General features: G+C 61.9%; 24 protein-coding genes. 17 read left to right on the forward strand and 7 right to left on the reverse strand.

Annotated elements, in window-relative coordinates; genetic code table 11:
- Window positions 1–302: 302 nt before the first annotated feature.
- On the forward strand, window positions 303–455 hold the full coding sequence (locus tag AC1DDO_RS16790; RefSeq protein WP_476972319.1) for a hypothetical protein: 153 nt from the start codon (window positions 303–305) through the stop codon (window positions 453–455).
- Window positions 456–565: 110 nt separating this feature from the next.
- Here the strand turns inward: AC1DDO_RS16790 and AC1DDO_RS16795 are convergent, their stop codons facing one another.
- Together AC1DDO_RS16795 and AC1DDO_RS16800 are read right to left on the reverse strand one after the other, a co-directional pair.
- Complete coding sequence (locus tag AC1DDO_RS16795; RefSeq protein WP_476972320.1) at window positions 566–700, reverse strand: hypothetical protein; 135 nt, start codon at window positions 698–700, stop codon at window positions 566–568.
- A gap of 52 nt (window positions 701–752) precedes the next feature.
- Entirely contained in the window at window positions 753–1,016 is a 264-nt protein-coding gene (locus tag AC1DDO_RS16800; protein WP_476972321.1) for a hypothetical protein, read from the reverse strand.
- A 393-nt stretch (window positions 1,017–1,409) separates the two neighbouring features.
- Here AC1DDO_RS16800 and AC1DDO_RS16805 point away from each other — a divergent pair, with 393 nt between their 5' ends.
- The 7 genes from AC1DDO_RS16805 to AC1DDO_RS16835 all read left to right on the forward strand — a co-directional run bounded on the left by AC1DDO_RS16805 (window position 1,410) and on the right by AC1DDO_RS16835 (window position 6,029).
- Window positions 1,410–2,753 (forward strand): ParB/RepB/Spo0J family partition protein, encoded by a 1,344-nt coding sequence (locus tag AC1DDO_RS16805; RefSeq protein WP_476972322.1) that lies wholly within the window; start codon window positions 1,410–1,412, stop codon window positions 2,751–2,753.
- 661 nt (window positions 2,754–3,414) lie between these two features.
- Window positions 3,415–3,690, forward strand: coding sequence for a glutaredoxin family protein (locus AC1DDO_RS16810; protein WP_476972323.1), 276 nt, complete (start codon window positions 3,415–3,417; stop codon window positions 3,688–3,690).
- Entirely contained in the window at window positions 3,687–4,205 is a 519-nt protein-coding gene (gene ssb, locus AC1DDO_RS16815) for a single-stranded DNA-binding protein (protein ID WP_476972324.1), read from the forward strand. Before AC1DDO_RS16810 ends, ssb begins: the two co-directional genes overlap by 4 nt.
- Window positions 4,206–4,302: 97 nt before the next feature.
- Entirely contained in the window at window positions 4,303–4,737 is a 435-nt protein-coding gene (locus tag AC1DDO_RS16820; RefSeq protein WP_476972325.1) for a hypothetical protein, read from the forward strand.
- Complete coding sequence (locus AC1DDO_RS16825) at window positions 4,727–4,993, forward strand: ParB family protein (RefSeq protein WP_476972326.1); 267 nt, start codon at window positions 4,727–4,729, stop codon at window positions 4,991–4,993. The genes AC1DDO_RS16820 and AC1DDO_RS16825 overlap by 11 nt, the downstream gene beginning before the upstream one ends.
- Window positions 4,994–4,996: 3 nt before the next feature.
- A complete protein-coding gene (locus AC1DDO_RS16830) occupies window positions 4,997–5,278 on the forward strand; it encodes a helix-turn-helix domain-containing protein (protein WP_476953622.1) in 282 nt (93 codons plus the stop codon).
- A gap of 46 nt (window positions 5,279–5,324) precedes the next feature.
- Window positions 5,325–6,029, forward strand: coding sequence for an SOS response-associated peptidase (locus AC1DDO_RS16835; RefSeq protein WP_476972327.1), 705 nt, complete (start codon window positions 5,325–5,327; stop codon window positions 6,027–6,029).
- A gap of 242 nt (window positions 6,030–6,271) precedes the next feature.
- Here AC1DDO_RS16835 and AC1DDO_RS16840 read toward each other — a convergent pair whose 3' ends face one another.
- On the reverse strand, window positions 6,272–6,592 hold the full coding sequence (locus AC1DDO_RS16840; protein WP_476972328.1) for a hypothetical protein: 321 nt from the start codon (window positions 6,590–6,592) through the stop codon (window positions 6,272–6,274).
- 212 nt (window positions 6,593–6,804) lie between these two features.
- Between AC1DDO_RS16840 and AC1DDO_RS16845 the strand changes: the two genes are divergently transcribed.
- From AC1DDO_RS16845 to AC1DDO_RS16860, 4 genes are all read left to right on the forward strand, one after another.
- Window positions 6,805–7,194 carry a MobC family plasmid mobilization relaxosome protein gene (locus AC1DDO_RS16845; protein WP_476972329.1) on the forward strand — a complete coding sequence of 130 codons (390 nt, stop codon included), beginning with the start codon at window positions 6,805–6,807 and terminating at the stop codon, window positions 7,192–7,194.
- 3 nt (window positions 7,195–7,197) lie between these two features.
- Complete coding sequence (locus AC1DDO_RS16850; RefSeq protein WP_476972330.1) at window positions 7,198–8,835, forward strand: relaxase/mobilization nuclease domain-containing protein; 1,638 nt, start codon at window positions 7,198–7,200, stop codon at window positions 8,833–8,835.
- A gap of 30 nt (window positions 8,836–8,865) precedes the next feature.
- Window positions 8,866–10,098, forward strand: a complete 1,233-nt coding sequence (locus AC1DDO_RS16855; protein WP_476972331.1) for a hypothetical protein — start codon at window positions 8,866–8,868, stop codon at window positions 10,096–10,098.
- Window positions 10,099–10,334: 236 nt separating this feature from the next.
- Entirely contained in the window at window positions 10,335–10,637 is a 303-nt protein-coding gene (locus AC1DDO_RS16860) for a DUF4193 domain-containing protein (RefSeq protein ID WP_476972332.1), read from the forward strand.
- A gap of 54 nt (window positions 10,638–10,691) precedes the next feature.
- On the opposite strand, the gene AC1DDO_RS16865 is transcribed toward AC1DDO_RS16860, so the two are convergent.
- Window positions 10,692–11,015 carry a hypothetical protein gene (locus AC1DDO_RS16865; protein WP_476972333.1) on the reverse strand — a complete coding sequence of 108 codons (324 nt, stop codon included), beginning with the start codon at window positions 11,013–11,015 and terminating at the stop codon, window positions 10,692–10,694.
- Between the two features lie 371 nt (window positions 11,016–11,386).
- Here AC1DDO_RS16865 and AC1DDO_RS16870 point away from each other — a divergent pair, with 371 nt between their 5' ends.
- Both AC1DDO_RS16870 and AC1DDO_RS16875 read left to right on the forward strand, forming a co-directional pair.
- Window positions 11,387–12,613 (forward strand): ATP-binding protein, encoded by a 1,227-nt coding sequence (locus AC1DDO_RS16870; RefSeq protein WP_476972334.1) that lies wholly within the window; start codon window positions 11,387–11,389, stop codon window positions 12,611–12,613.
- A gap of 929 nt (window positions 12,614–13,542) precedes the next feature.
- Window positions 13,543–16,134, forward strand: coding sequence for a DEAD/DEAH box helicase (locus tag AC1DDO_RS16875; protein WP_476972335.1), 2,592 nt, complete (start codon window positions 13,543–13,545; stop codon window positions 16,132–16,134).
- A gap of 145 nt (window positions 16,135–16,279) precedes the next feature.
- On the opposite strand, the gene AC1DDO_RS16880 is transcribed toward AC1DDO_RS16875, so the two are convergent.
- A complete protein-coding gene (locus tag AC1DDO_RS16880) occupies window positions 16,280–18,004 on the reverse strand; it encodes a S8 family peptidase (RefSeq protein WP_476972336.1) in 1,725 nt (574 codons plus the stop codon).
- A gap of 490 nt (window positions 18,005–18,494) precedes the next feature.
- Window positions 18,495–19,406 carry an AAA family ATPase gene (locus AC1DDO_RS16885; RefSeq protein WP_476972337.1) on the reverse strand — a complete coding sequence of 304 codons (912 nt, stop codon included), beginning with the start codon at window positions 19,404–19,406 and terminating at the stop codon, window positions 18,495–18,497.
- 656 nt (window positions 19,407–20,062) lie between these two features.
- Between AC1DDO_RS16885 and AC1DDO_RS16890 the strand changes: the two genes are divergently transcribed.
- From AC1DDO_RS16890 to AC1DDO_RS16900, 3 genes are all read left to right on the forward strand, one after another.
- Entirely contained in the window at window positions 20,063–20,302 is a 240-nt protein-coding gene (locus AC1DDO_RS16890) for a hypothetical protein (protein WP_476972338.1), read from the forward strand.
- 172 nt (window positions 20,303–20,474) lie between these two features.
- Window positions 20,475–20,741, forward strand: a complete 267-nt coding sequence (locus AC1DDO_RS16895; protein WP_476972339.1) for a type II toxin-antitoxin system Phd/YefM family antitoxin — start codon at window positions 20,475–20,477, stop codon at window positions 20,739–20,741.
- Window positions 20,738–20,998 (forward strand): type II toxin-antitoxin system RelE family toxin, encoded by a 261-nt coding sequence (locus tag AC1DDO_RS16900; protein WP_476972340.1) that lies wholly within the window; start codon window positions 20,738–20,740, stop codon window positions 20,996–20,998. Before AC1DDO_RS16895 ends, AC1DDO_RS16900 begins: the two co-directional genes overlap by 4 nt.
- 38 nt (window positions 20,999–21,036) lie before the next feature.
- Here the strand turns inward: AC1DDO_RS16900 and AC1DDO_RS16905 are convergent, their stop codons facing one another.
- Entirely contained in the window at window positions 21,037–21,687 is a 651-nt protein-coding gene (locus AC1DDO_RS16905; RefSeq protein WP_476972341.1) for a plasmid pRiA4b ORF-3 family protein, read from the reverse strand.
- Between the last annotated feature and the right edge of the window lie 11 nt (window positions 21,688–21,698).

The raw sequence follows: 21,698 nt of genomic DNA on the forward strand, positions 1-21,698 counted from the left end.
CATTTCGTATGAGCGCAACCCGTGCTTCACTCCGAGGCGAATGATCCAATACAGGGCCATTACAGCGAGAACTACAGTCCCAGCGACCACAACCACGCCGATGACTATCGAAACCATGTCCAAAGTCTTCCCCCATATGAGATCGTTTCTGCAAGCTTCTCACGAGGCTTTTCTATAGGAACATCTCCGCCGGCCGCCGGTAACGCTGGCGCGGGCGCGGCCCCAACACCGGTGAACGCGCAGGAACTCCCGCTAGTGTGAAAGGACACCGCGTCCGACACACCAGGCAAGGAACCCCAGCTGTGGCCGATGAGATCCGCATGACCGAGGAAGACACCGTAGCCCCGGGCGCCAACCAGCTCGAAGACGTGCTGGAGCTGAGCCTGCTGACCGCGGGCCCGCACACCGGCCCGGTAGACTTTCCCGTGAAAGACCACCGGCTCGACGAGCCGTAACCCCTGCAGCATCGACGCTGCACCCTAAGATTTCCTTTTTCCGAGGGAAACAGAAAGAGCCGGCCCTTGTGCCGGCTCTTTCGCCTTAAGACAAGAAGTCCCGCGCCGCGTCAGCCGGCCGTTCCCAGGACCGTGACCGGAGTCTCCGGTCCGGCCCCACGCACCACCCGGGCCACAATGACGACGACAGCGACGCCCGCCGCGATCAGCAGAATGATCAAAAGGTGCCACAGCTCGAGTCTCAACGGTTCCCCAATTCATAGAGTTATTCTTTCGATGCACCCTACCTGCCCACCGCTAGCTGCTCCGGCTCGAATCATGCTCGCGGGAACGTACGCGCCACACCCAGAAGACGGCGGCCATGACGCCATTCAGCCCCGCAATAAACACATCGCCGGCCGCTGCCCGTCCGATGGCCAAGTCAATGCCGACCAGGACCAGCGAACCCAAGGCAACGCAGGAAAAGACCACTGCCAGAACCAGCAGCGCCTTCCGGGGCAGCACCGCGCGGCCCGGCCGCGCAGCGCGCCCGTTGGTTCGGGGCGAATCAGCATCAGTCATGCCCCTCACAGTAGGACCAAAGACCAGAACGGGCGTCCGCTGGCGCGGCCGGCTGTGGGGTCCAGTGTGTCCGTCGCAGGGCTCCGGACACCCCGGACCTGTTTGCCTACGGCGTTTTTTGGCTGCTGTCCTTCGGATTATCGTGCCCGCTCCGGCCCCMTCCAGCCCCTCCTTCGTCGGGGCCTGCGGCCCGCGCAATCGGCTCCGGCGCTCCTWMGTCGCTTATTTCCTGCGCAGATTGCACGTCCCTGGCCCTKCGGGTGGACMGGGCCTCCGTCGGGCACAGCTCCGCAAGCTTCGCCAGCAGCCAAAAAACAACGGGGGGAGAAGGGGAAGCTGGCCGGTCACCCACCGMWCCCCGCCCGCCACATCCTCGGAAAAGGACACACCACCATGAACACCACACCCACGCTGGAACAGCTCAACCCGGCCACCCTGACGGTCGACGTCAACGTCCGCAAAGACGCCGCCCTGTCGGCCAGTTTCGTAGCCAGCATCAAGGAACTCGGAGTCCTCGAACCCGTGATCGCCCACCGCAAGGACGACGGCACCGTGCACGTGCTGATGGGCCAGCGCCGCACCCTCGGAGCCGTCGAAGCCAAGCGCGACTTGATCCCCGTCATGATCGTTACCAGCCCGGAAGAAGCCGACCGGCTCATCACGCAGGTCGTGGAGAACATCCAGCGCACCGAACTCACCGAAGCCGACGAGGCCGAGGCCTACCACCAGCTCTCCCTGATCGGCGTCTCGGCCGCCGCGATCGCCAAAAAGACCGGACGGACCAAAACCACCGTCGAAAGCGCCCTGAAAGCCAAAGCCACCACCGCGGGTACCCAGGCACTGCACAACGGCTACACCGTCGAACAGGCCCTCATCCTCGCCGAATTCGAGTCCGACGAGGACGCGACGGCCGAGCTGGAATCCGTCATCAAGGACGAACCCGAATACCTGGACCACATAACCCAGAAACTGCGGGACGAACGCGACTCCCGCGAACAGCTGGCCGCACTGAAATCCGCACTCGAGGCCGAGGGAAAGACCATCGTGGAGGACGCCGGGCACTACGGCGACCACGACACCCTCCGCGTGGATGCCTTGAAGCGGGCCGACGGGGAACCGGCCACCGACGAGGACGCCAACGCCGTCCTGATCAGCACCGACTACCGGCGCCAGCACACCGCCGTCCCCGTCATCACCGGCTGGAAGGAACTGGGCTTCACCCCGAAGTACGAACGCTACGACGGCGGCACCCAGGCACAGAAGGGACCGATGACCGAAGAACAGAAGGCCGAACGGAAGACCCTGATCGCCAACAACAAGGCCATGGAGTCCGCGACCAAGGTCAGGCGCGAATTCGTGAAGACCCTGCTGTCCCGCAAAGTCGCACCGAAGTGCTGGCAGTACTTCACCGTCCACGCCATCACCCATCACCCCGAAACCGCCAGCGGCTACGACGGCAAGGTCGCCACCGAGATGATCGGGGCCAAGACCGGCGAGGACACCAACCGGTGGGGCCGGAACCCCCTGCGGGACCACACCGCCGCCACGACAGCCCGGCCCGAGTTCTCCCTGATCGCCCTGATCTGCGCAGGGTATGAAAAGACCATCCAGAAAGACTCATGGCGGAGCGCCGAAAAGCGGCACTTCCACTACCTGAACCAGCTCGTCTCCTGGGGCTACACCGCCAGCGACGTCGAGCGCGTCATCATCGACAAGCACACCGCCGAAACCGACTAATCTGAAAGTGTGCCGGGCGGCTGACCCCCCAATACAGCCGCCCGGCCACACATCCCATGAAGGGCCGGGAACCTCCCGCAACGCGGGCGGTCCGCCGCCCAGGGCGAACCACAGCAGCCACTCACCAGCGGCGGACCGCCGTTGGCGCGACCGGGCACGACCTGCCTTGGACACCGCGCACCGGCAGGGCCGCCCACGGGCCCCCTGCCCAAGGACACAGACCTGGCCCGCGCGATCACAGTCCTTGCCGGTGATCAGCACCCCCAACTTCCGCAGCTTCGAAGTGGCTCAACACATCACTGCCGGGCTTTTGTCATCACCCATCGGCCGCACCTGCGTTCATTGTTTCCCCAGGCCGGTCAGCAGCCGGGAAGAATGGCCGTGGACGACAGCAGGAGCGGGCGGGGACCCTGCCGTGTGCAGATGCGGCGAATCCCGGGGCGGCTTCTACCGCGGCTCTATTCCGGGGACCGGGTGCCGGGTGGCTCAACGCCTCTTTGCTGACGGTCTCACCGGCGCGAATGGTCACAGAAGTGCAGGCAAAAACATCTAGAATTAGCGGCTAAACTCCTGTTCATTCAGTTGAATGATTGGTAGAATTGAGGCAGCAGTACAGAGCAGACGAACCTAACTAAGAGTGATACGAAACCGAGGACTGACCATGACTGTCACCATTTACACCAAGCCCGCAGGATGCTTCGGCTGCACCAAGACCAAGCAGAAGTTCACCGACGCCGGCATCGCCTTCACCGAGGTCGACGTGACCACCAACCGGCCCGCCTTCGAGTACATCACCGAAGAGCTCGGCTACTCCCAGGTCCCCGTCGTGGTCTACGACAAGGACAATACAGAGGACCACTGGTCCGGGCTGAACCCGGACAAGATCGCCAGGGTCATCGGAATCGAAGCCGGCACCCGGGAAGACGCCCTCGCATGAGCGGCGGAACGGCCATTACCGTCATCGGCAACCTCACCGCCGACCCGGTGCTGCGGTCCACCGGATCCGGATCCGGGACCGCCTTCGCCTGCTTCACCATCGCCTCCACCCCAAGGACCCTCGATCCCCGGACCGGTCAGTGGGCCGACGGGAAGACTGTGTTCGTGCCCGCCACGGCATGGCGCGGCACCGCCGAACACGTCGCCGCGTCCCTGACCAGGGGGATGCGCGTGATCGCCACCGGAACCCTGAAACCCCGGTCCTACACGACGAAGGCGGGGGAGGCGCGCACCGTCGTCGAGCTCGAGGTCGAGGACATCGGCCCGTCCCTGCGCCACGCCACCGCGGTCCTCACGCACACCGGGCCCGGCCCGGAGCAGGACGAGGAGTTCCCTCCGGACAGGTTCAGCCTGTCCCCCCGGGAGTTCGGGGATGATGAGGCTTGGTTCGGCCTGGCCGCCAACCCGGCCGGCCACATTAACCTCTCCTCCCCTGATACCGAGCCGGCCTTCTAAATACTGTCCGCGGCCACGGCCAAGGCTGGCCGTGAGCTGTCTGCAGCACTAGTCTTCAGACAGCACCGTCCCGCCCGTCCACTGAAAAGGCTGATCCATGACTCACAATGATGAACTCCGGGCCTGGGCCAAAGGCACCTACACCCTTGAGGCGGCAACGGAGCTCCTGTTGCGCGCCTTCGGCGGCCGGTTTGCCCGGCTCGGGCAGCCATGGGTGAAGCAGGAGGACGGCGGCGGAAACGTGTGGATCGATTTCGCGGCCATCCCGGAACACGTTGACGGGCTCTCCGGCGGGGAGCGGCGTTTCCTGCTGCTGGCCACCTCGGTAGCCGACGCTTATTCGGTCGATCTAGGCAAGGTTGTTCCGGGACTGGACCGGGGCAACCTTGACCTCCTACTGGCCGCCATCGCCCACGCCGGCGGTAGCCACGAGCACTCGGATGTCCGGACCACCGACGACGGAAGCATGAGCCTGAAGCCCGGATACCTGGACAGCCTCCACCCCTGGCCCCAGGCGCCGGATGCCGGCTAAAAAAATTCCGGCGTTCACCCCGTACTTCACCGAGGAACAGGCCGGGCAAGTCCGGGCGGCGTTCCTGGCCACCGGCCGGCTTGAAGGGGACGCGAGCGTGTCGGACTTCATCGTCCGCGCCACGATGCGGGAAGTGAAACGCTTGCAGCGCAAACACAACCAAGGCAGGACATGGGAGCCCGCCCCGGCCGGGACGCTGAGGCACGGCCAGCGCACCCGCGAAGAGATCCGCCAACGCGACACCAAGGACAACTGACCCATGCCCGGAAAGACCACGGAACCGGCCCAGACGCCGCCGGCCCTCAACGGCCGGGTATGGCCGAGAATGCTGACGCTGGATCAGGTGAAGGAGATCCTGAACGTCAACAGCCCTCTGGTGTATACGCTGGTGCGCAGCGGGGAACTGCGGGCCGCGCAGTTCGGCGGCCGGAACGTCTGGCGCGTCCGGGAAGATGACCTGCTGGCCTACATCGAAGCCGCCTACGACAGAACGGCCCAGCGGATCGCGGCCGGACAAATCCCGGAAACCACCGAGGACTGACCCGCCTATCCCTCCGCCGCAAACCCTTGTGGGGGAGAATTAAGGCATGTGCGGCAGGTATGTGATGTCCAAGGCGACCGGGGATCTCTTGCGCCATTTCGAGGCGAAGGAAGTCGAGGGCAGCCCGCCGCCGCCGAGCTGGAATGTGGCGCCGACCCAGGACGTCCCGATCATCGCCGAGAGGCTGGATGAGGACGCCGTGGAGCGCCGGCTGCTGATCGCCCGCTGGGGCCTCGTCCCGTCCTGGGCGAAGGAGGTGAAGATCGGTTCGAAACTGATCAACGCCCGGAGCGAATCCATCCTGGACAAGCCGGCCTTCCGCAAGGCGGCGATCAAACGGCGCGCCCTGATCCCGGCCGAGGGCTACTACGAGTGGGAGAAAACCCCGGACGGGAAGAAGATCCCGCATTACCTCCACTCCGTGAAGAACGAGCTGCTGGCCTTCGCCGGGCTTTATGAGTTCTGGCCGGATCCGTCCCTGCCCGTGGATGACCCGCACCGGTGGCTGCTCAGCTGCACCGTGTTGACCACCATGGCCCACGACTCCCTGGGCCATGTCCATGACCGGGCCCCGGTCATCGTCCCGCCGGAGATGTTCGGTGACTGGCTCAATCCCGGCACCACCGACAAGACGGAGGTGCAGAAGATCCTGGATGCCATTCCCGAACCGGTGTTGACGCCGACGGTGGTCACGGACAGGGTGAACAGCGTCCGCAACAACGGCCCTGAACTCATCGAGCCAGCCACCTGACCCATGGAACAACCCGCCGGCCTGCGGCGCCAATTCAACGCCCCTGCTGGAGCCGCAGCGACGCCAGGCCGTAGACCGGATAAACGGACGACGGCCGCCACCTAAAGGTGACGGCCGCTCCTGCGTTTGGTGCACCCGCTTGCGGGTGTTTCTTTGTGGTCCTTGGCTGAAGAAAGCCGGCCCACACCTCTGGCGCGCCGGACGCACCCGGCATGACCCATGGGGAAGGACCCGGCAGCCCGCTAGGGCTGTGTGGTGGCGGCGGTCAGAACACCACCGTGCGGGGCAGCGGAGGCCTGTCCGGCGGTCTCGGCCGGTGAAGCTTTCCGCCGGCGGGTGACGGCGCCGGGTTCGAGCCCGAGCTTCTTCAGTTCTTCGGTGCTCCATCCGTCTCTGGTGGCCCGGACGTAGGCGCGTTTGTCGTCGCGTTCGGCTTCGGCGAGCTGTTCCTTGAGGTCCGCGACCCGTTGCCGGGACTTGACCAGTGTGGTGACGGATTCGATGCGCGAGTCGAGCAGCGCGCGGGCCTGGTTACGTGTCTGTTCAAGGTCGAGGTTCGCCATGCCACCCACCCTAACCCGCCACCCATCGGCGTCTGCCGAGACACGCGGTGACCCGACGGCGTTCCGGAATCGCGGCGGAGCAAGCTATACATTTACACGGGTGTAAATGGCGTGTCGCTCACGCGCCTGCGGCGGTTTGCTTGGCACACTCGGTGGTGTGGTCCCCGGTTTCGGGGTCGCTGCGCTGGGCTTTCAAGGGGACGGGGGAGTGCGTGACTGAGCAGAATGAGTCCCGTCCGCGCCTGTCCAAGCGCCGCCGTGAGAACTCGCCGGCGGGGACGAAGAAGCGCCGCGAGGTATGGGTGACCGCCGGGGAAGAGGCGGCGCTGGTTGCCCGGGCCGCCCGGGAGAAGGTTACTGTCCCGAACCTGCTGATCACCGCGGCCCTGTCCGAGACTGCTGAGACGCCGACGGAGCGGAAGGCGGCGATGGCGGAACTGATGGCCCTGCACACGCTCCTGGCGCGGGTGTCGAACAACGTGAACCAGATCGCCCGGCATGCGAACGCCGGCGATGAGTTCCCGCAGGACGCGAAGGCTGCGCTGGCTTATGTGCGCGAGGTCGCGATGCGGATTGACCGGACCATTGAGGGGCTGATGTAGCCGATGATTCCCAACATCACCCGCGGCTCCAGGATGTCCGGACTGCTGCTGTATCTGGCCTCGACCGATGCGGATAAGACGAAGAACTCCCACACCGATCCGCACCTGGTGGCCGGGGATGCAGCGATCATGGCCTGGTACGACGACGGCGTCCTGGACCGCGATGACGCCGTGGCGATCGCGAAGCACCTGGACCAGCCCCGGAAGTCTTTTGGCGTCGAGATTCTGCAGAAGGATTTCCGCTGGGACGCGGCATCGAAGCAGCGCGTGGAGAACGGGCACAAACCGGCGGATGTCTGGCATTGCTCGCTGAGCCTCCGCGCCGAAGAGGGGCCGCTGACGGATCAGCAGTGGGGGGACATTGCCAACGACTTCGTCGACGCCATGGGCTTCACCGAAGCCAGCGGCAAAGCCCAGTGCCGCTGGGCCGCGATCAACCACGGCACGTCCGAGAACGGCAATCACCACATTCACATCGCGGTGTCCCTGGTCCGTGAAGACGGTACCAAAGCCTCCACCCACGGCGACTACAAAAAAGCGCAGCAGACCTGCCGGGCACTCGAGACCAAGTACGGTCTGGAGCAGCTCTCCACGGTGCACGCCGCCCGCGGTTACGACCGGGCCGAAAAGGCCACCGCCGTCAGGGACGAGCGCGAAATGCACCGGACATCCCTGGCACGGAAAGTACGGGCCAGCGCCAGCGCCTCCGGGTCCGAAGCGGAGTTCGTCCGCCGGGCACGAGACACCGGCCTGCTGGTGCGGCCGCGGTACGCGAAGAACACCACCGACGTCGTTGTCGGATACTCCGTAGCCGAACGTCCCGCCCGGGGTGAACGTCCCATTTGGTTCGGCGGCGGGACCCTCGCCTCTGACCTCAAACTCGGTGCCCTCCGGGAGGAATGGCCCGACACCCCGCAACTGGCGACCGAGGCTGCGGCGGAGTGGAACGCAGCTGCCCGGAATAAACGCACGGTCACCAGGACCGGCCCCGAGAACGCAACACCGCCGCCGGAAGCGTGGGTGGAATACACCCGCAACGCGGCTGAATTGGCTGACCAGCTGCGCACTATTCCGCGTGATGATCACGCGACCTGGGCGAAGGCTGCACGGGACGTCTCCGGGGCGTTCGCGGCATGGTCCTACCGGCTTGAACCAACCCCCGGTCCGTTGGCGGCCACCGCCGCTGAACTGTCCCGCACCGCCCAGTTGCGCGCACCAAGGCAGCACAGCAAACCTGTCGCTCTCCCGTCGATTGCCGGTACGGCCATGTTGTTCATGGCCGCATCCAGCAAGGATAAGACGGCCGCGCAAACGGCACTCATGGTGCAGCTGATCAATACCGCCTTTGCCGTGTATGAAATGCACGCCCAGTCCGGGCGGACCCGTGAGGCGCAGCGCATCCGGTCGGTGGTCGAGGAGCGGCTGGCCCCGTTCACCGGGACCATGCCCAAGGCGGTTCCGGTGGGCGCCGGGCAGCAGCCGGCTCCCGACGTTGCAGTGGCGCCGAGGGCGATTGATATTGCCCGGCGCGGCATGGTCCCCATCCGCCCCGGGTCAGTGGTGCCGACGACGCCAACACCGGCGACGCCGGCCAAGACCTACCAGCCCAGCCGGCGCGACTCCGGGCCGGGCCTGGACTGATAGACCACCACCAACTGCAAGGGGAACAGCATGAGTGAATCAGATGGCATGGATGACGTCCTGGACGGCGGTCTGCGGCAGTCGCTGATGATCGCCTCACGCATCGCAGAGACCCTGGCACGCCGCCGGCAGGAATCCCAGCGGCAACAGGAACACCAGGACGCCCAGACAGCGCACGAAGCCAAGGCTCGCCTCGGGGCTGAACGCAGCGCGGCCCGCGCAGCGCTGGCGCCCGTGGAGAAGGACCAGTGGTGGGACAAGGCACAGCCCAGTGACATCGCCACGGCACACGCCGTCGCGACAAGCTGGAAGGACCACGACCCGGCCGCACTGGCAGCCTCGGAGAAAATCCGTCAGGAAGTTCTCACCCGCTACGGCATCGACACCCACGACGTCGGCGCGGACGCAGCCTACCTTGAGTCAGGGATCCAGACCATCACCACCGGGAAGGCCCGGCAGGATGAGCTGGACCGTAGGCAGGAAGAGACCCGCACGGCCGCCGCCCAACACGGGAAGGCCATGCAGCTGCTCGCAGCGGCCCGCACGGAAGAATTCCGCGCCCAGGCCGCGACACTGGCCCCGGAAATGGAACGCCACCAGGTACCTGCCGAGTACCTGGCCAACCCCGAACTGGCCCAGGCCTTGCAGGCCGCCCACAGCGCGAAGACCCCCACGGCAGTGGCGGCAGCGGACGCTACCGTGCAGGAACGTCTGTTCCTTATCGGCAAGGACGGGATCAATGGTCCCAACATTGACCAGCTGCGGAAGGAAACCACCGCGATCGTCAACGGCGCCGGCGACTCCCACTTCGAGGATCCCGCGTTCGTGAAAGCCGCCAAGGACATGCACGAAGCCAGGCTCCTCGCCGAGGGCGGGTTCAAAGGCTCCGAGCGGACCTCAGCTGAACAGCGTTACGAACGAGCGGAAAAGGAACTCTTCGGCCGTATGGAAAGCGTCGGCCGCGAGATCGAGAACCGCGTCAACGGTAACGACAGCAGCCGTTTGACGGACCAAAGCCTCAAAGCGGAGACTACGTCGGCCGCCGATTACGGCTCGGCCGAACACCACGAGAAGTTCGCTGAGTCCCTGGCAACCACCGGCGCTAGCGAAACCCAGATTCGGGGCCGCCTCGCCGCAGCCCGCAGTGAGGGCACACACCCTAATTCGGCAGTAACCATGGGCAAGGGCGCGGCCAAAGCCAGAAAGTCTCGCACTGGGGCAGCAGTAGGGGCTTTACGAGGTAAGAACGGCCTCAGCCGGTAGGCACACCGCAACAGGGGCTGCCATCAGGCAGCGCCTGTTGGGGAGTTTCCCGATCCGGCGGCGGCATATTGCTCTGGCACTGCGTAATGCGGGGAATGCACCGACGCCGTCCGCGGCTGAGGACGGCACACTGACGTCTTTCGGTCCTTGGAGGTGGGAACAGCGGCGCATTGGTGTACGTTGCTGTCTCGTCAGAAGAACATCGTAGAAATCATCAGAAACGAGAATCACCTAAAGTGGCAACCGATTACGACGAAGTCCGTTCCGACGTCAAGGAATCCCAGGACCGTTCCTTGGAGGCATTGCAGTCCGCGAATGCCCCGGATGCCCGCAGCGTCGTCACGGAACTGGACGAGGCCGATGCGCTCGATGCGGGCCTCACCCCCGGGGGGGAGATCGTCGCCGAGGAGCTCATTGTTCAGGTCATTCCGCAGGCCGCGGATGAGTTCACCTGCTATTCCTGTTTCCTTGTCCGGCACCGGTCCCAACTCGCGCGCGAAAGCAACGGCCACTCGTACTGCATCGAATGCGAAGGGTAGGGCATCCATTCATCGTGGATTCTTGCCCTGATATGGGGAGTTGGTTGTTGCGGGTCAGGCTGCCTGGGTAGCCGTTGCTGCCAGGGCCGCGGTCTCAGGGGCGAGGATGCTCAGCCTGTAGTCGGACTGGAGCGGATCGACGCGGGCAGGCAGATGGTGGGATCTCGAGCAGGCCCGGAGTTCTTCCAGCGCGTCGGGCTCGATCCGGGCCCGGGTCATATCAAGCTCTAAGGCCATGTCCGTGGTGAGCGAGTTGGCGCGCTTCATCACTGCATACAGGCCGTGGACGCTTTTGGATGTCACATGACCCTGCGCGGCAACCTGGGCCTTTGCGCAGTCGAGGTCCACCCGGACCAACACCCGAAGCTTGTCTGTCACGAAATTTCTCCGCTCTATGTTGGGGTGCCACGACGCTGTAGCGACCCCGAATAACCATAGACCAAATGTGATCCACGCAACACCATAAGAGTGGGTGTCTTCCAGCGAGGAGCGGGGCCGCTCTTCCGCCGTTGATCAGCGCCTGCCCGGGCCTGGTTGAACGTTTGGATTTCTCACCCGTAAGGCATTCACGGCTTCCATCCGCCGTCGGAGCACCCGAACCAGCGATGCTGTCAGGACGCCGAGGACTCGCTGAAGCCAGGCCGCACAGCAGTGGGTAAGCTTCGAGCCCGGCCCCGGATTACTTTATTGCAAAATACGCACTTTATGAGAAACCAATAAAGTGAAGTAAATCTTGTAAGATTCGGGACATGGATCCAGTGAACAACCCCTACACTCCGAACGCGGGTGCGACGCCGGAAATTGTCATCGGCCGTGACGATCTCCTTGAGGACTTCCGGGTCCTCCTGCGGAGGCTCGACAAGGGCCGCACCAATCAATCCATGATCGTCACCGGGCTTCGCGGTGTCGGTAAAACCGTTTTGTTGGGGGAGTTCCGTCAGATAGCCGAAGAGTTCAAATGGAAGGTGCTGGAGCTCGAGGCCAGCAAGCACGATGACGACCACTTCCGCAGGACTATCTACTCGCAGCTGCGGGCCGCGCTCTACCAGATTTCACCACGGGCCAAGTGGGGAGACAAAGCACGGAAGGCTGCCCAGGTCCTGCAGTCCTTCAGCCTTTCCATCGATCCTTCCTCGGGTATCCCGACCCTGTCACTCGATGTCGACGCCGCCGAAGGATTTGCCGATCACGGCAGTCTTACCCTGGACCTGACGGACGTCCTGGTTTCGATAGGCGAAGCCGCCAGGGAACACGGGACGGGCCTGGTGCTGCTGTTCGACGAGGTCCAGTTCCTGAGCCAATCACAACTCGAAGCCGTCATCCAAGCGATCCACAAATCGGTGCAGAGAAAACTCCCGGTAACGTTTGTCGGTGCAGGACTGCCCCAGATCGCCGAGCTTGCCGGCGACGCAAAATCCTACGCCGAGCGGCTCTTCAAGTTCCCGAAACTCGGATCCCTGGATTTCGAAGATGCCAAGAAAGCACTGGCCGAGCCAGCGCACATCGAACATGTGCACTTCGAGGACGATGCACTGGTCCGGGCCTTCGACCTCACTGAAGGCTACCCATACTTCGTGCAGGAACTTGGGTACCAGGTGTGGGCAGTCGCAGACGGCGACTCCATCACCTTGGAAGATGTTGAAGATGCAAAGGACGCCTACGAGGCAAAACTTGATTCCTCGTTCTTCCGCGTCCGGCTCGACAGGGCCACCCAGCTGCAGATCGCCTACATGCGCGCCATGGCACAGCTGGGCCCCGACTCCCAAAAGGCCGCCGACGTCGCCGCTGTCATGGGACGCGAGTCCACCCAGCTGGCCCCTACACGATCCGAACTCATCAACATGGGCCTGCTCTATACGCCCGCCCACGGCTACGCCGGCTTCACCGTGCCGCACTTTGACCGGTTCATGCTGCGAGCCGTCCCGCACCTGGACGTCCCCCCGGTGCAAAAGAGGCGCACGAAACCGAAGAAATAACCGCCCGTCCAGGCCCGGTCGACTACTGGCGCGACGTGATTCACCGGCCGGGAACAACAAGTCCCAGCGGGAAACGACACCCCGCTGGGATTCACAAGATTCATCAGTCTTCACCCGAACTGTGCATCACCCTCCAGACTGCAAACTCCGTCAGATTGGCATCTAAGAGTGGGGCTAAGGGCGTCCAGGAAACGCCTTCAGGACCCTATTCTGACGGTGTTTAAGTCCCAGCCTGACGTCAGGTTGGGGTGTGCCTCAACTGGACGGTCACCAGGACACCCAGGCCAGAAATCATAGGCCCAACGTGCTTCCGACGCCGGCCGGAAAGCCAACGGCCGAGAAGATCCCTGACGAAGCGCAACGGCAAGCACGTCTCGACGCGGAACGCGCAGTCCAGGAGCAGCAGCGAACAGAAGAGCCGGGAGGGCCTGGCTGGTCTCTAAAGGCCATCAGAGCCCCCGTTGACCGCAGTTACCCGGGATGACTCCTAGAGGTCTGCTGTCCTCCCAGCCAACCTCAAACCTTGGTTGGGCATAATACGACCGAAGCTTCGGTAAACCGCTATTTGATCGGGGCTTCGCCAATTTGGGCATCCGAGGCTCTGCTAAGGCCAGACGAGATGCTTGCCTTCATGTACCAAGAAGGTTCTTCATGACGCCAAAGGGACTCTCTGTCCAACATTCAGCCCCGCGGCCCATCCGCAGCGGAACGACCCATGACGATCGCGCAGATCCATGCCTGAATTGCGGCTGCAGAACACTGCACTGAGGTGAGGCCAGCCACTGATCGTTCACCTCAAGCCTGCCCGGCCACCAAATCCTGGAGCACCGACGAAGATAAGCCCGTCCCGAAAGACGCCGGCCCGGATCGGAGGTTCTCATGAATGTACTCTGGAGGTCAATATCGATCTCACAAAATTGGGGGAGTAGTTGACGTCAGTCGAGGATGTATCTTTTCCTGTCCGAAAGCGGAAGGTCAGGCCTCCTGTCGATCCTGAGGAGCTGTTCGGTTCCCTGCCTAAGACACCGACACGAGCACCAGTACTTTGGGCTCACCAAGCGGATCAGCTTCGCACGTTTCATAAGGAATACAAAGATAATTCAGATGTTGCACTCGAGCTCCCAACGGGTTCGGGGAAGACACTCATGGGACTCTTGATTTCGGAGTGGCGTCGACGTGCCCTTTCAAATCGGACGGTATACGCATGTCCCACCCAGCAGCTTGCGGAGCAGGTGCATGCGTCGGCTATAAGACAGGGCTTGGAAACGGTGCTGTTGATCGACAGCCACAAAGGTTGGAATCCCGCAGATGTAAATGCTTATACGCGGGGCAGCGCTACGGCAGTGACGACTTATAGTCACATCTTCAATCAGTACTCGCGTTTCCCGGATGCTCAAGCAATTGTTTTTGATGATTCTCACGCGGCGGAGAACTACGTTGCTGAGTCTTGGGCGGTCACTATCTCGTCGAAGTTGTCTGCGTATAAGCAGATGTTCGACGCGTTAGTCGAGGATCTTGATGAGGTCCTCATTCAACGTATGACTTCCCTAGAAGCTGATGGGGAGTCGGCACCGGAGGTGCGGATGCTTCCGTTTGCGGTAGTTGCGAAGAACAAGGCTGCGCTGGCTTTGGTTCTAAAGTCGGCTGTGCAGGAAAAAGACGAACTCAAATGGAGCGTCCAGCGGTTGCTTCCTCATCTGGACTCATGCCTCTTTTATGTGGACCAGAAGAGTTGGTACATCCGGCCGATGATTCCACCCACATACCTGCATGGGCCATTCGTAGATCCAGTCCAGCGGATCTATTTGTCGGCAACGATAGGTCGGGGTGGCGAATTGGAGCGCGCTTTCGGACGCCCTCTCATCGCCAAAATCGGAGTGCCGGATGCGTGGGAAAAGACGGGCAGCGGCCGGAGGTTCTTCGTGTTCCCCAGTCTGGCCGAGGAGGATATTCAAGACGCGTCTCATGCAGGTGAGGATGAAGAACCGTTGACGAAGCAACTTCTCGATTTAGCCGCTAAACGACTCATACTCGCACAGAACACTCGCGCGACTGACCAGATTGCTTCTGTTCTGAAGCTTGATGATGATGAAACCTACCGCGTGAACAAGGGGCAATTCAATGCCTTTGTAGGCGCAACTAATGGGACACTGCTCGCGGCTAACCGGTATGACGGCATGGATCTTGCCGATGACGTCTGTCGGATGATGCTTATGGATGGCCTCCCTGCCGCAAGCCATCTCCAAGATCGTTTCTTCGAGTCCAAACTGCGGGCGCGGGGTGTCCTTAAAGAGCGTCTGCGCACACGAGTCATTCAGGGACTAGGCCGCTGTACCCGTGGCCCCCAGGACTACTCCGTGGTCGTTGTGGAGGACGAAGCGTTGGTCAGGTTCCTGTCTCGGGACGAAAACATTGCAGCCATGCCCAGTGAACTACAGGCGGAACTCCAGTTTGGTCTCAACACCAGCGACAGCGTGACCGGCTCGCAGCTGGTTGCCTTGGCGAAAAGCGCGCTTACACAAGACAAGAAATGGACAAAGGAAGCCGAACCTCAGATTATCGAGTGGCGTGAAGACTCAAGTTCGGTTTCAAATCCTGATTTGGAGGTCCTGGCGGCCTCAGCCCCTCGAGAAGTCCGGGCTTGGCGAGAAGCCTGGGCAGGGGACTGGGCGGCGGCTGGGCAATTAGCAATGGAGATTCATGCTCAACTCAACGGGACCGAACTCACACCATATCGCTCGCTTTGGGCCTACCTCGCGCACTCTTGGTTAGCTCGCGCAGCTGACGCCGGGGCACCCACACTTAAGAAGTCGCAGGACTACCTGGATCTTGCCCATCGGGCTTCATTTGGGACGACTTGGCTTAAGGAGCTGCAGCGCGAAAGGTCGGCTACTCCATCGCTGGAGGACTGGGAACGCGACGCCGTTTTGAAGATTCATTCGAAGGCTGCGGCCGTTACCCGTCCAACCAAGACCACAACCGAATTGACGCAGATGGTCGCCGACCTTGGCCAGACTAAAGCTACCGTCTACGAACGTGGTCTGGCGACGCTCGGCACCTACCTTGGCGCCCGCGCCTTCAAGCCCGAGGGCGATGCCAGGTCAGACAGTGCATGGCTTTGGGACTCGGTCTGGGTAACTGTTGAGGCTAAGAGCGAGCAGCTGGAGGGCGGTACCATCAATCCCACTTACGTCCGCCAAGTTGCTTCGCAACTGAATTCACTTGCCTACGACGAGGGCGCGGAAGAGTATCCGCCGCGAAGCATCAGCATTATGGTCAGCCCCAAAGGGGTCGTCCGCCCGGCAGCTGTAGCAGGCGCCAATAAATATATGTACCTCTCCTCGCCCGACGACATAAAGGGAATCGCCTTGGATGTAAAAAAGGCCTGGGCCTCCATTAGAACGTTTGCCACGGACGCCAACGACGCAGAACAAATTAGACAAACCACACGTGTCCTGTGGGAATCGGGACTGCTACCGACTCAGGTGCGTGAGCGGCTCACGCGTGAACCCGTCAGATAGCTAAGGGGCAACACGATCGCCTGGATGCGGCCGGACGCAGTCACGGTCCGGCCGCAGAATCCCTTATTTCATGCGACCCGTCCAGTGCTGAGGAACCGGTTGGGTGTTCGCCGCACGTCCAGGCTCGTAATCAGTTGATTCAACATCATGAGTCACTGGTGATTCGAAGCTGATTAGTTGAACTCAATCGAAAGCTTGAATGCCTAAGCCGGGCGATGGCGTCGATCCCATCCTGATAAACAGGGAGGTCAGGTTCGAGTCCCCTGAACGTTAGGATGACGAAAACGCGCTGCTCGCTCTGAAGCTCGCCATCCTCCCTCTCTACGAGCGATAGCCTGAGTCCCCAGCCTTCACCACCCTGGTGGCCACCTGGATAGGTCTTGCGATGAGTCCGAATAGGACTCCATTTGCCCTCAGAAATTCGATCTGACTCCCAAGCGTGCGGAGCCGAGTCTCTTTCAGCCGGTACGATGCCGTCGATGTTCATACCAGTCTTTCCCCGGACAAGTCGCCCGAAGCTCGCCTCGACGCTTGTCCGGACGCATTCATCGCCATGAGCAGGGTCGATCAATGGCGAGTATGAGACCGTCATGACTATTTCAGCTCGGAGTTTACCCTCCGCGGTCAGCAGACAGTCGGGAACTGGGAAGTTTTCTCGGAACCAGTTGACCCCCCGCGACAGCTTCACATCGTGAACCGTAGTGAATGTATCAGGCGTGTTGCCGAGGATCTCGATCGAGCTGGAAGGGACTCCGGCCCCATAATAATTTCTGTGAAGCGGATCAATATCAGGGTTGCCGATGGCCGCAGCATGGACCAGCAACCCCTTGACGAGCTCGGGGGTAGCGGCGCTGGCCCCTTCACTGGTTTCAATCGCCCCCCATACGTTTCCTGCAACAGCACTGGCAATCGGAGTCGCGAACGACGTGCCGACAGATTCAGCCAGAACATCGTCCGGGGCGATGGATTGAACGCCGTGTCCGTCCAAGACGCCAAACGAAGTAAAATCGCCCGACCAGTGAACGATGTCAGGTTTTTGCTGGCCAGCGAAACTGGGCCCTCGGCGCGAGTAGGAAGACGGCGCGCCATGCGGAACCACCCCTCCCTTGTGGGCCAATGATCCAACCGTAAGGGACCTGACCGCGTCAGCCGGACTCGCAATTCCGTCCTCGACTGATTGCGCTGGCGGCCAGGACCGGCCCGGCGGAATGACGTAGTTTCCGGCGGCCTGGACGAAAAGCACGTTATATCGCGCGGATAGTTCGTCCATAGCCTGGGCGATGGGGCTATACATAACAGGGCTCAGTGGTGACACGGCAGCGAAGGAGCAGTTCCAGACACGTGGTCCGTCTTCGCCTTGGTCTTTGAGTACTTCTTCAATTCGTTCCAGCAGAAGATCCTCTGAGATCGGCCCCTGCGAGAGAACCTGTGCATCAACCAGGCGTGCAGTGTCACTTGGGAAAAACCCTGCGTCGTCGTTTAGTTCTCTGCTGGCGGCTACGAGTCCAGCCACAAACGTCCCGTGTGTAGTGTCTAGGTCTGCGCCAACGTCGTACGAATATCGATGAGCAATCCATGGATCCAGCACTCCTGGAGCGATTCCTGAGTCAAGAACCCCGACTGGTCGGTGAACTGAAGGATCGCCCGCTAAGGTTACTGAGGCACCTGGCTCGACAGGGCGAAATGACTGCAACACCAAATCCTGAAATGCAGCATAGTCAGGCGCCACGGTCGCTCCCCGAATTCCCAAGATTTTTGTCAGGGCCTGGGCATCAGTGTGCTCATCGACGGCAAAGTAATGACTGAGGCGACTTTCATCACCGGCCCGTCGGATCAGTCTGAAACCGGAGTCGGCGAGGTAGTCCTCCAAGATCTCCCCAGTTGACAGGGGCGACGTCAGATGAAGCCAAGGGAAAAGGTCGAGTCGCAAGGGCTTATGGAGCCCGGCGGCTGCCTCGACGACGCCGTTACCCTGGACTACCCCGTTGCCAAGAAAAGGGTGCCAGAGGTCAAAAGACTCGACAGTCGAAACGGCATACTTTGCTTCGACGGTCTGAGGGGATGCAATTGCCGCCCTAAGCCGTGAGATGCTGTCACTACTTGCTTCCGCTATCAGCTGTCCCGGGCGTCCAGTGGCCCGCGCTGAGATTCCAGTGCCGGCGAGAAAGTTTGTAGGGCGCTTAGTCTTAGCCAGAGCCTTATCACGAAGCTTAATTGCGAGGGGGATGCTGTCGCCTGTTAGGGGAGCGGCTGAACCCGCAAGCCGTTCCACACGCGCAAGTTCTGCCCGCATGGAGGCTAGAAGCGCGGATGTCACTGGCACAAGTGGAATCTTAGGGCCGCCGCCGCCGTGTTTCTTTCTAGCTTCGCTGGGCATCCCCGGAAGCAGCAGAATTGGTTCGCGCTGCGCCATCAGTTTCTTTCCCCTTCATCGCATTCGTAACCTGCCGAGTGCTGATCTCGAAGAGGTCCCCCAGTGTTCGAATGCTAAATACGTCCGGCGCCCACTCTCTGAGGGCGGCAACTTCGGACTTGACACCGTTGAATCGATCGTAGCGGTCGCTCCAAAGTATCCGTGCAAGACGTCGAAGCGCCGCGCCGATCGACATAGTGGTCGCATTTTCTGTTAGTGCTTGGCGCACTATGTCAAAGGCCGCAGTTTGAATGGCTGCCCCGGACAGACCGTCCGAATAGCGGACTAAATGACTAAGGTCGCGTTCGGAGAACGTGACGGGAGCAAGTTTCCTCTTCCAAATTGCATGGCGTTCCTCGCTGGACGGCAGGGCCAACCTCACCGCATGTTCGAAACGCCTCCAGATGGCAGGGTCGAGGAGATTTTCATGATTCGTGGCCGCGATAAGGATGGTGGAACTCGGCAGTGCATCTATGTTCTGTAGTAGAGCGATGACTACTCGCTGAAGTTCGCCGATCTCACGAACATCAGCACGATTCTTCGCAAGAGCATCAAATTCATCAAGAAACAGCACGCAAGGTTGACTCTGAGCGTATTCAAAGACTTCCCGGATGTTTCGGCTCGTCTGGCCCAGGAGCGATGAGACCAAGGTGTCACTGCGCGTTGTAACCAGGGGCAGGTCAAGGTCATATGCGATCTGTCCAGCTATCGAGGTCTTGCCCGTCCCCGGGGGGCCGTACAGTAATAGCCGATTGGGCGTGGCCACACCTGCGGCCTCCCACCGTTCATGCGATTTGATTGACGCAATGAAGTCGTCGATTTTGGATGCTACATAGGGATGAAGGACTAGGTCCTCCATGGGTAGAACCGGCTGCAACACATCCACAGTGTGGGTCTGTGACTCCCTGTCTTTCGGCGGTGCAGCCCCCACACCGCTTGCGGCGAAGGCTGGAGCTGGCGACTTCGCTAGTACGGTTCTCAAAGTTCTGGCCTGGCGTCCCTGATGCTCAGACTCGAGCTTGGAGGCTAGGAGGTTCGCGTAATCGATTGCTTTTCGGGGGTCGTGACGGAGCGCGGCTTCAAGGATCTTTACAACTTCGGATAGGTGTTCCAAAAGGTCGCCTATTCTACTTAGTGATTCATTTGGATACATGAATGTATCACTCTTGTAGTAAGGCGAATCGTATTTGCAGTCGACTGTCGCAGTTTGGCGCCACTGTGTCCCGAAGTGCACGAACCATCGAGAAGTCTAGGTCGCATGGGACCGCGCTGAGGCATTGGGAGTCGGCAGCCGGCCAGTGTCGTTGCCCCGCAGGTGGTCGCGAGACTACTGGCCCAGGTCGGCGCCTGACCAGCATCTTAAGCCCGGCAGCACCCCTTAGAGTTGTGTGGAACCGATCTCGACCTAGGAGACTTATGGCCATTGACTGGACCAAGCTAATTCAACGAGCTGCGAAGCAGGGGCGGAAGACCTTTAGTGAAGTCCGAGGCTCGGTGGGCGAGACTGAGCGGCCCATGGTGGACCAAATCAAGGCCCGCCTGAGTCAGATCCCGGATCACCACCACAGTCAGCACGATGGCGACTGGCTCACCATCGTGGATGTTGAAAACCGCGTAGGGACCCGCTACGTCTGCCGCTGCCCCCGCGGCTACACGGTTTGGGTCGACGAGGAGAACGTCAAGGGCCGCCGGCGCGTCCCCGAACCGAGGCTCCTGCCAAAGACGCACCCACTGAGCTGCGACAAAAGGCTCTAAGGCAAGGAAGTTGAAGTATTGCGGCCGCGGCATCTTGGAGCTGCGATCACTATTCTGGAGTAGCGAGAAATTTGTCCTATCATCCTAACAACACGACATAACGTCCGTTATCGGCAATTCCGCGCTTCTTGCGGTTATGTACATTTCAGCGCACGCGGCCTAAAATTGGATCATGAGCGAGATGACAGTGACGGACGCGCGGAGCCGTCTCTCCGAGGCGGTCGACACCGCCCGGGTGAGTCACGAACCTGTGTACCTGCTGCGCCGCGGCCGCCGCGTCGCGGCGCTGATTGACGCCGAAGACCTCGCCACGCTGATCGAGGCCGCCGAGGACCTGGAGGACCTCCGCGCGGCGAACGCGGCGCGGACCGAGATGGCGGAGACCGGCGAAGGCCCGGTGCCCTGGGAGGAAGTCAAGGCGGAGCTGGGCCTGGCGTGAGCTATGTCGTGCAGGTCGCGCCGGCGGCGCTGCGGCAGTTGCGCAAACTCCCGCCCGACGCCCGCCGGCGGATCCAGGCCGCCATCGAACTGCTCGCCGAAACACCGCGCCCTCCAGGGGCGAAGAAGCTCGCCGGAAGCAGCGGCGACTGGCGCGTCCGCACCGGCGATTACCGGATCATCTACGAGATCCGGGACGCTGAGCTGATCGTCCTGGTTGTCGCCATGGGCCACCGGCGGGACATCTACCAGCACTAGGCAGAAAGGTCCGAGCAACCCCGGCACGTCAGGCGCTGTCAGACTGCCTTGGAGCTGGCGGCGAGGGCGCGGTTCACCGCATCGACGTCAAGAAAGTCGGGGTCGTAGGTTTCATCCGTGCCGGTGACCCCGGCCACCCATTCCAATACTTCGGCGTGATCCGGGTGGGCAGGATCGGCAAGGACGTCCAGAATCTCCCCGTACCCCGGGAAGCCACCCGAATCCTCCAGCGGGCCGCGCCGGGCGCCGGCGACCAGCCGCGCCAGCGGGTCGGTTTCGTTCCGCGGCCGGCGGGTGACCAGCTCAAGCCGGTGAAGCCAGCTGTCGCCGAAGTCGTACTCATAGAACGCGGACCCTGATTCCGCGGCGAAAAGCTGGTCCAGCGAACACTCCTCCTCGGCCAGATCGGTAGGTTCCTCGCACCACTCCGCAGGGAGCCACTGCGGGGGCTCGACGATTTCCCCGTCAACAGGGTGCAGACGCGCGAAGGGATCGCTGGCGGTAAACCGGTGCAAATGCGCATCCTCCCACCCAAACGCCGCCTGCAGGACCTCGTGGACCTGCCCCAACGACAACGAACCAGCCAGCTCCAGCACGCGCCATATCTCGGGATCGCATTCCGGAAGGCGGACACGGACCTCCAAAATCGAGTCCGCACCGTCCGTCATCTCGGCTACAGGGTCTTCCATACAGGCATTCT

The organism is Arthrobacter sp. 10N43, from assembly GCF_056394525.1.

What these genes read in the sequence shown, in the direction of transcription:
- AC1DDO_RS16800 (WP_476972321.1), bottom strand. Translation starts at nt 1,016, where the DNA reads ATGACTGATGCTGATTCGCCCCGAACCAACGGGCGCGCTGCGCGGCCG.
- AC1DDO_RS16805 (WP_476972322.1), top strand. Translation starts at nt 1,410, where the DNA reads ATGAACACCACACCCACGCTGGAACAGCTCAACCCGGCCACCCTGACG.
- AC1DDO_RS16810 (WP_476972323.1), top strand. Translation starts at nt 3,415, where the DNA reads ATGACTGTCACCATTTACACCAAGCCCGCAGGATGCTTCGGCTGCACC.
- ssb (WP_476972324.1), top strand. Translation starts at nt 3,687, where the DNA reads ATGAGCGGCGGAACGGCCATTACCGTCATCGGCAACCTCACCGCCGAC.
- AC1DDO_RS16820 (WP_476972325.1), top strand. Translation starts at nt 4,303, where the DNA reads ATGACTCACAATGATGAACTCCGGGCCTGGGCCAAAGGCACCTACACC.
- AC1DDO_RS16825 (WP_476972326.1), top strand. Translation starts at nt 4,727, where the DNA reads ATGCCGGCTAAAAAAATTCCGGCGTTCACCCCGTACTTCACCGAGGAA.
- AC1DDO_RS16830 (WP_476953622.1), top strand. Translation starts at nt 4,997, where the DNA reads ATGCCCGGAAAGACCACGGAACCGGCCCAGACGCCGCCGGCCCTCAAC.
- AC1DDO_RS16835 (WP_476972327.1), top strand. Translation starts at nt 5,325, where the DNA reads ATGTGCGGCAGGTATGTGATGTCCAAGGCGACCGGGGATCTCTTGCGC.
- AC1DDO_RS16840 (WP_476972328.1), bottom strand. Translation starts at nt 6,592, where the DNA reads ATGGCGAACCTCGACCTTGAACAGACACGTAACCAGGCCCGCGCGCTG.
- AC1DDO_RS16850 (WP_476972330.1), top strand. Translation starts at nt 7,198, where the DNA reads ATGATTCCCAACATCACCCGCGGCTCCAGGATGTCCGGACTGCTGCTG.
- AC1DDO_RS16855 (WP_476972331.1), top strand. Translation starts at nt 8,866, where the DNA reads ATGAGTGAATCAGATGGCATGGATGACGTCCTGGACGGCGGTCTGCGG.
- AC1DDO_RS16870 (WP_476972334.1), top strand. Translation starts at nt 11,387, where the DNA reads ATGGATCCAGTGAACAACCCCTACACTCCGAACGCGGGTGCGACGCCG.
- AC1DDO_RS16885 (WP_476972337.1), bottom strand. Translation starts at nt 19,406, where the DNA reads ATGGAGGACCTAGTCCTTCATCCCTATGTAGCATCCAAAATCGACGAC.
- AC1DDO_RS16890 (WP_476972338.1), top strand. Translation starts at nt 20,063, where the DNA reads ATGGTGGACCAAATCAAGGCCCGCCTGAGTCAGATCCCGGATCACCAC.
- AC1DDO_RS16895 (WP_476972339.1), top strand. Translation starts at nt 20,475, where the DNA reads ATGAGCGAGATGACAGTGACGGACGCGCGGAGCCGTCTCTCCGAGGCG.
- AC1DDO_RS16905 (WP_476972341.1), bottom strand. Translation starts at nt 21,687, where the DNA reads ATGGAAGACCCTGTAGCCGAGATGACGGACGGTGCGGACTCGATTTTG.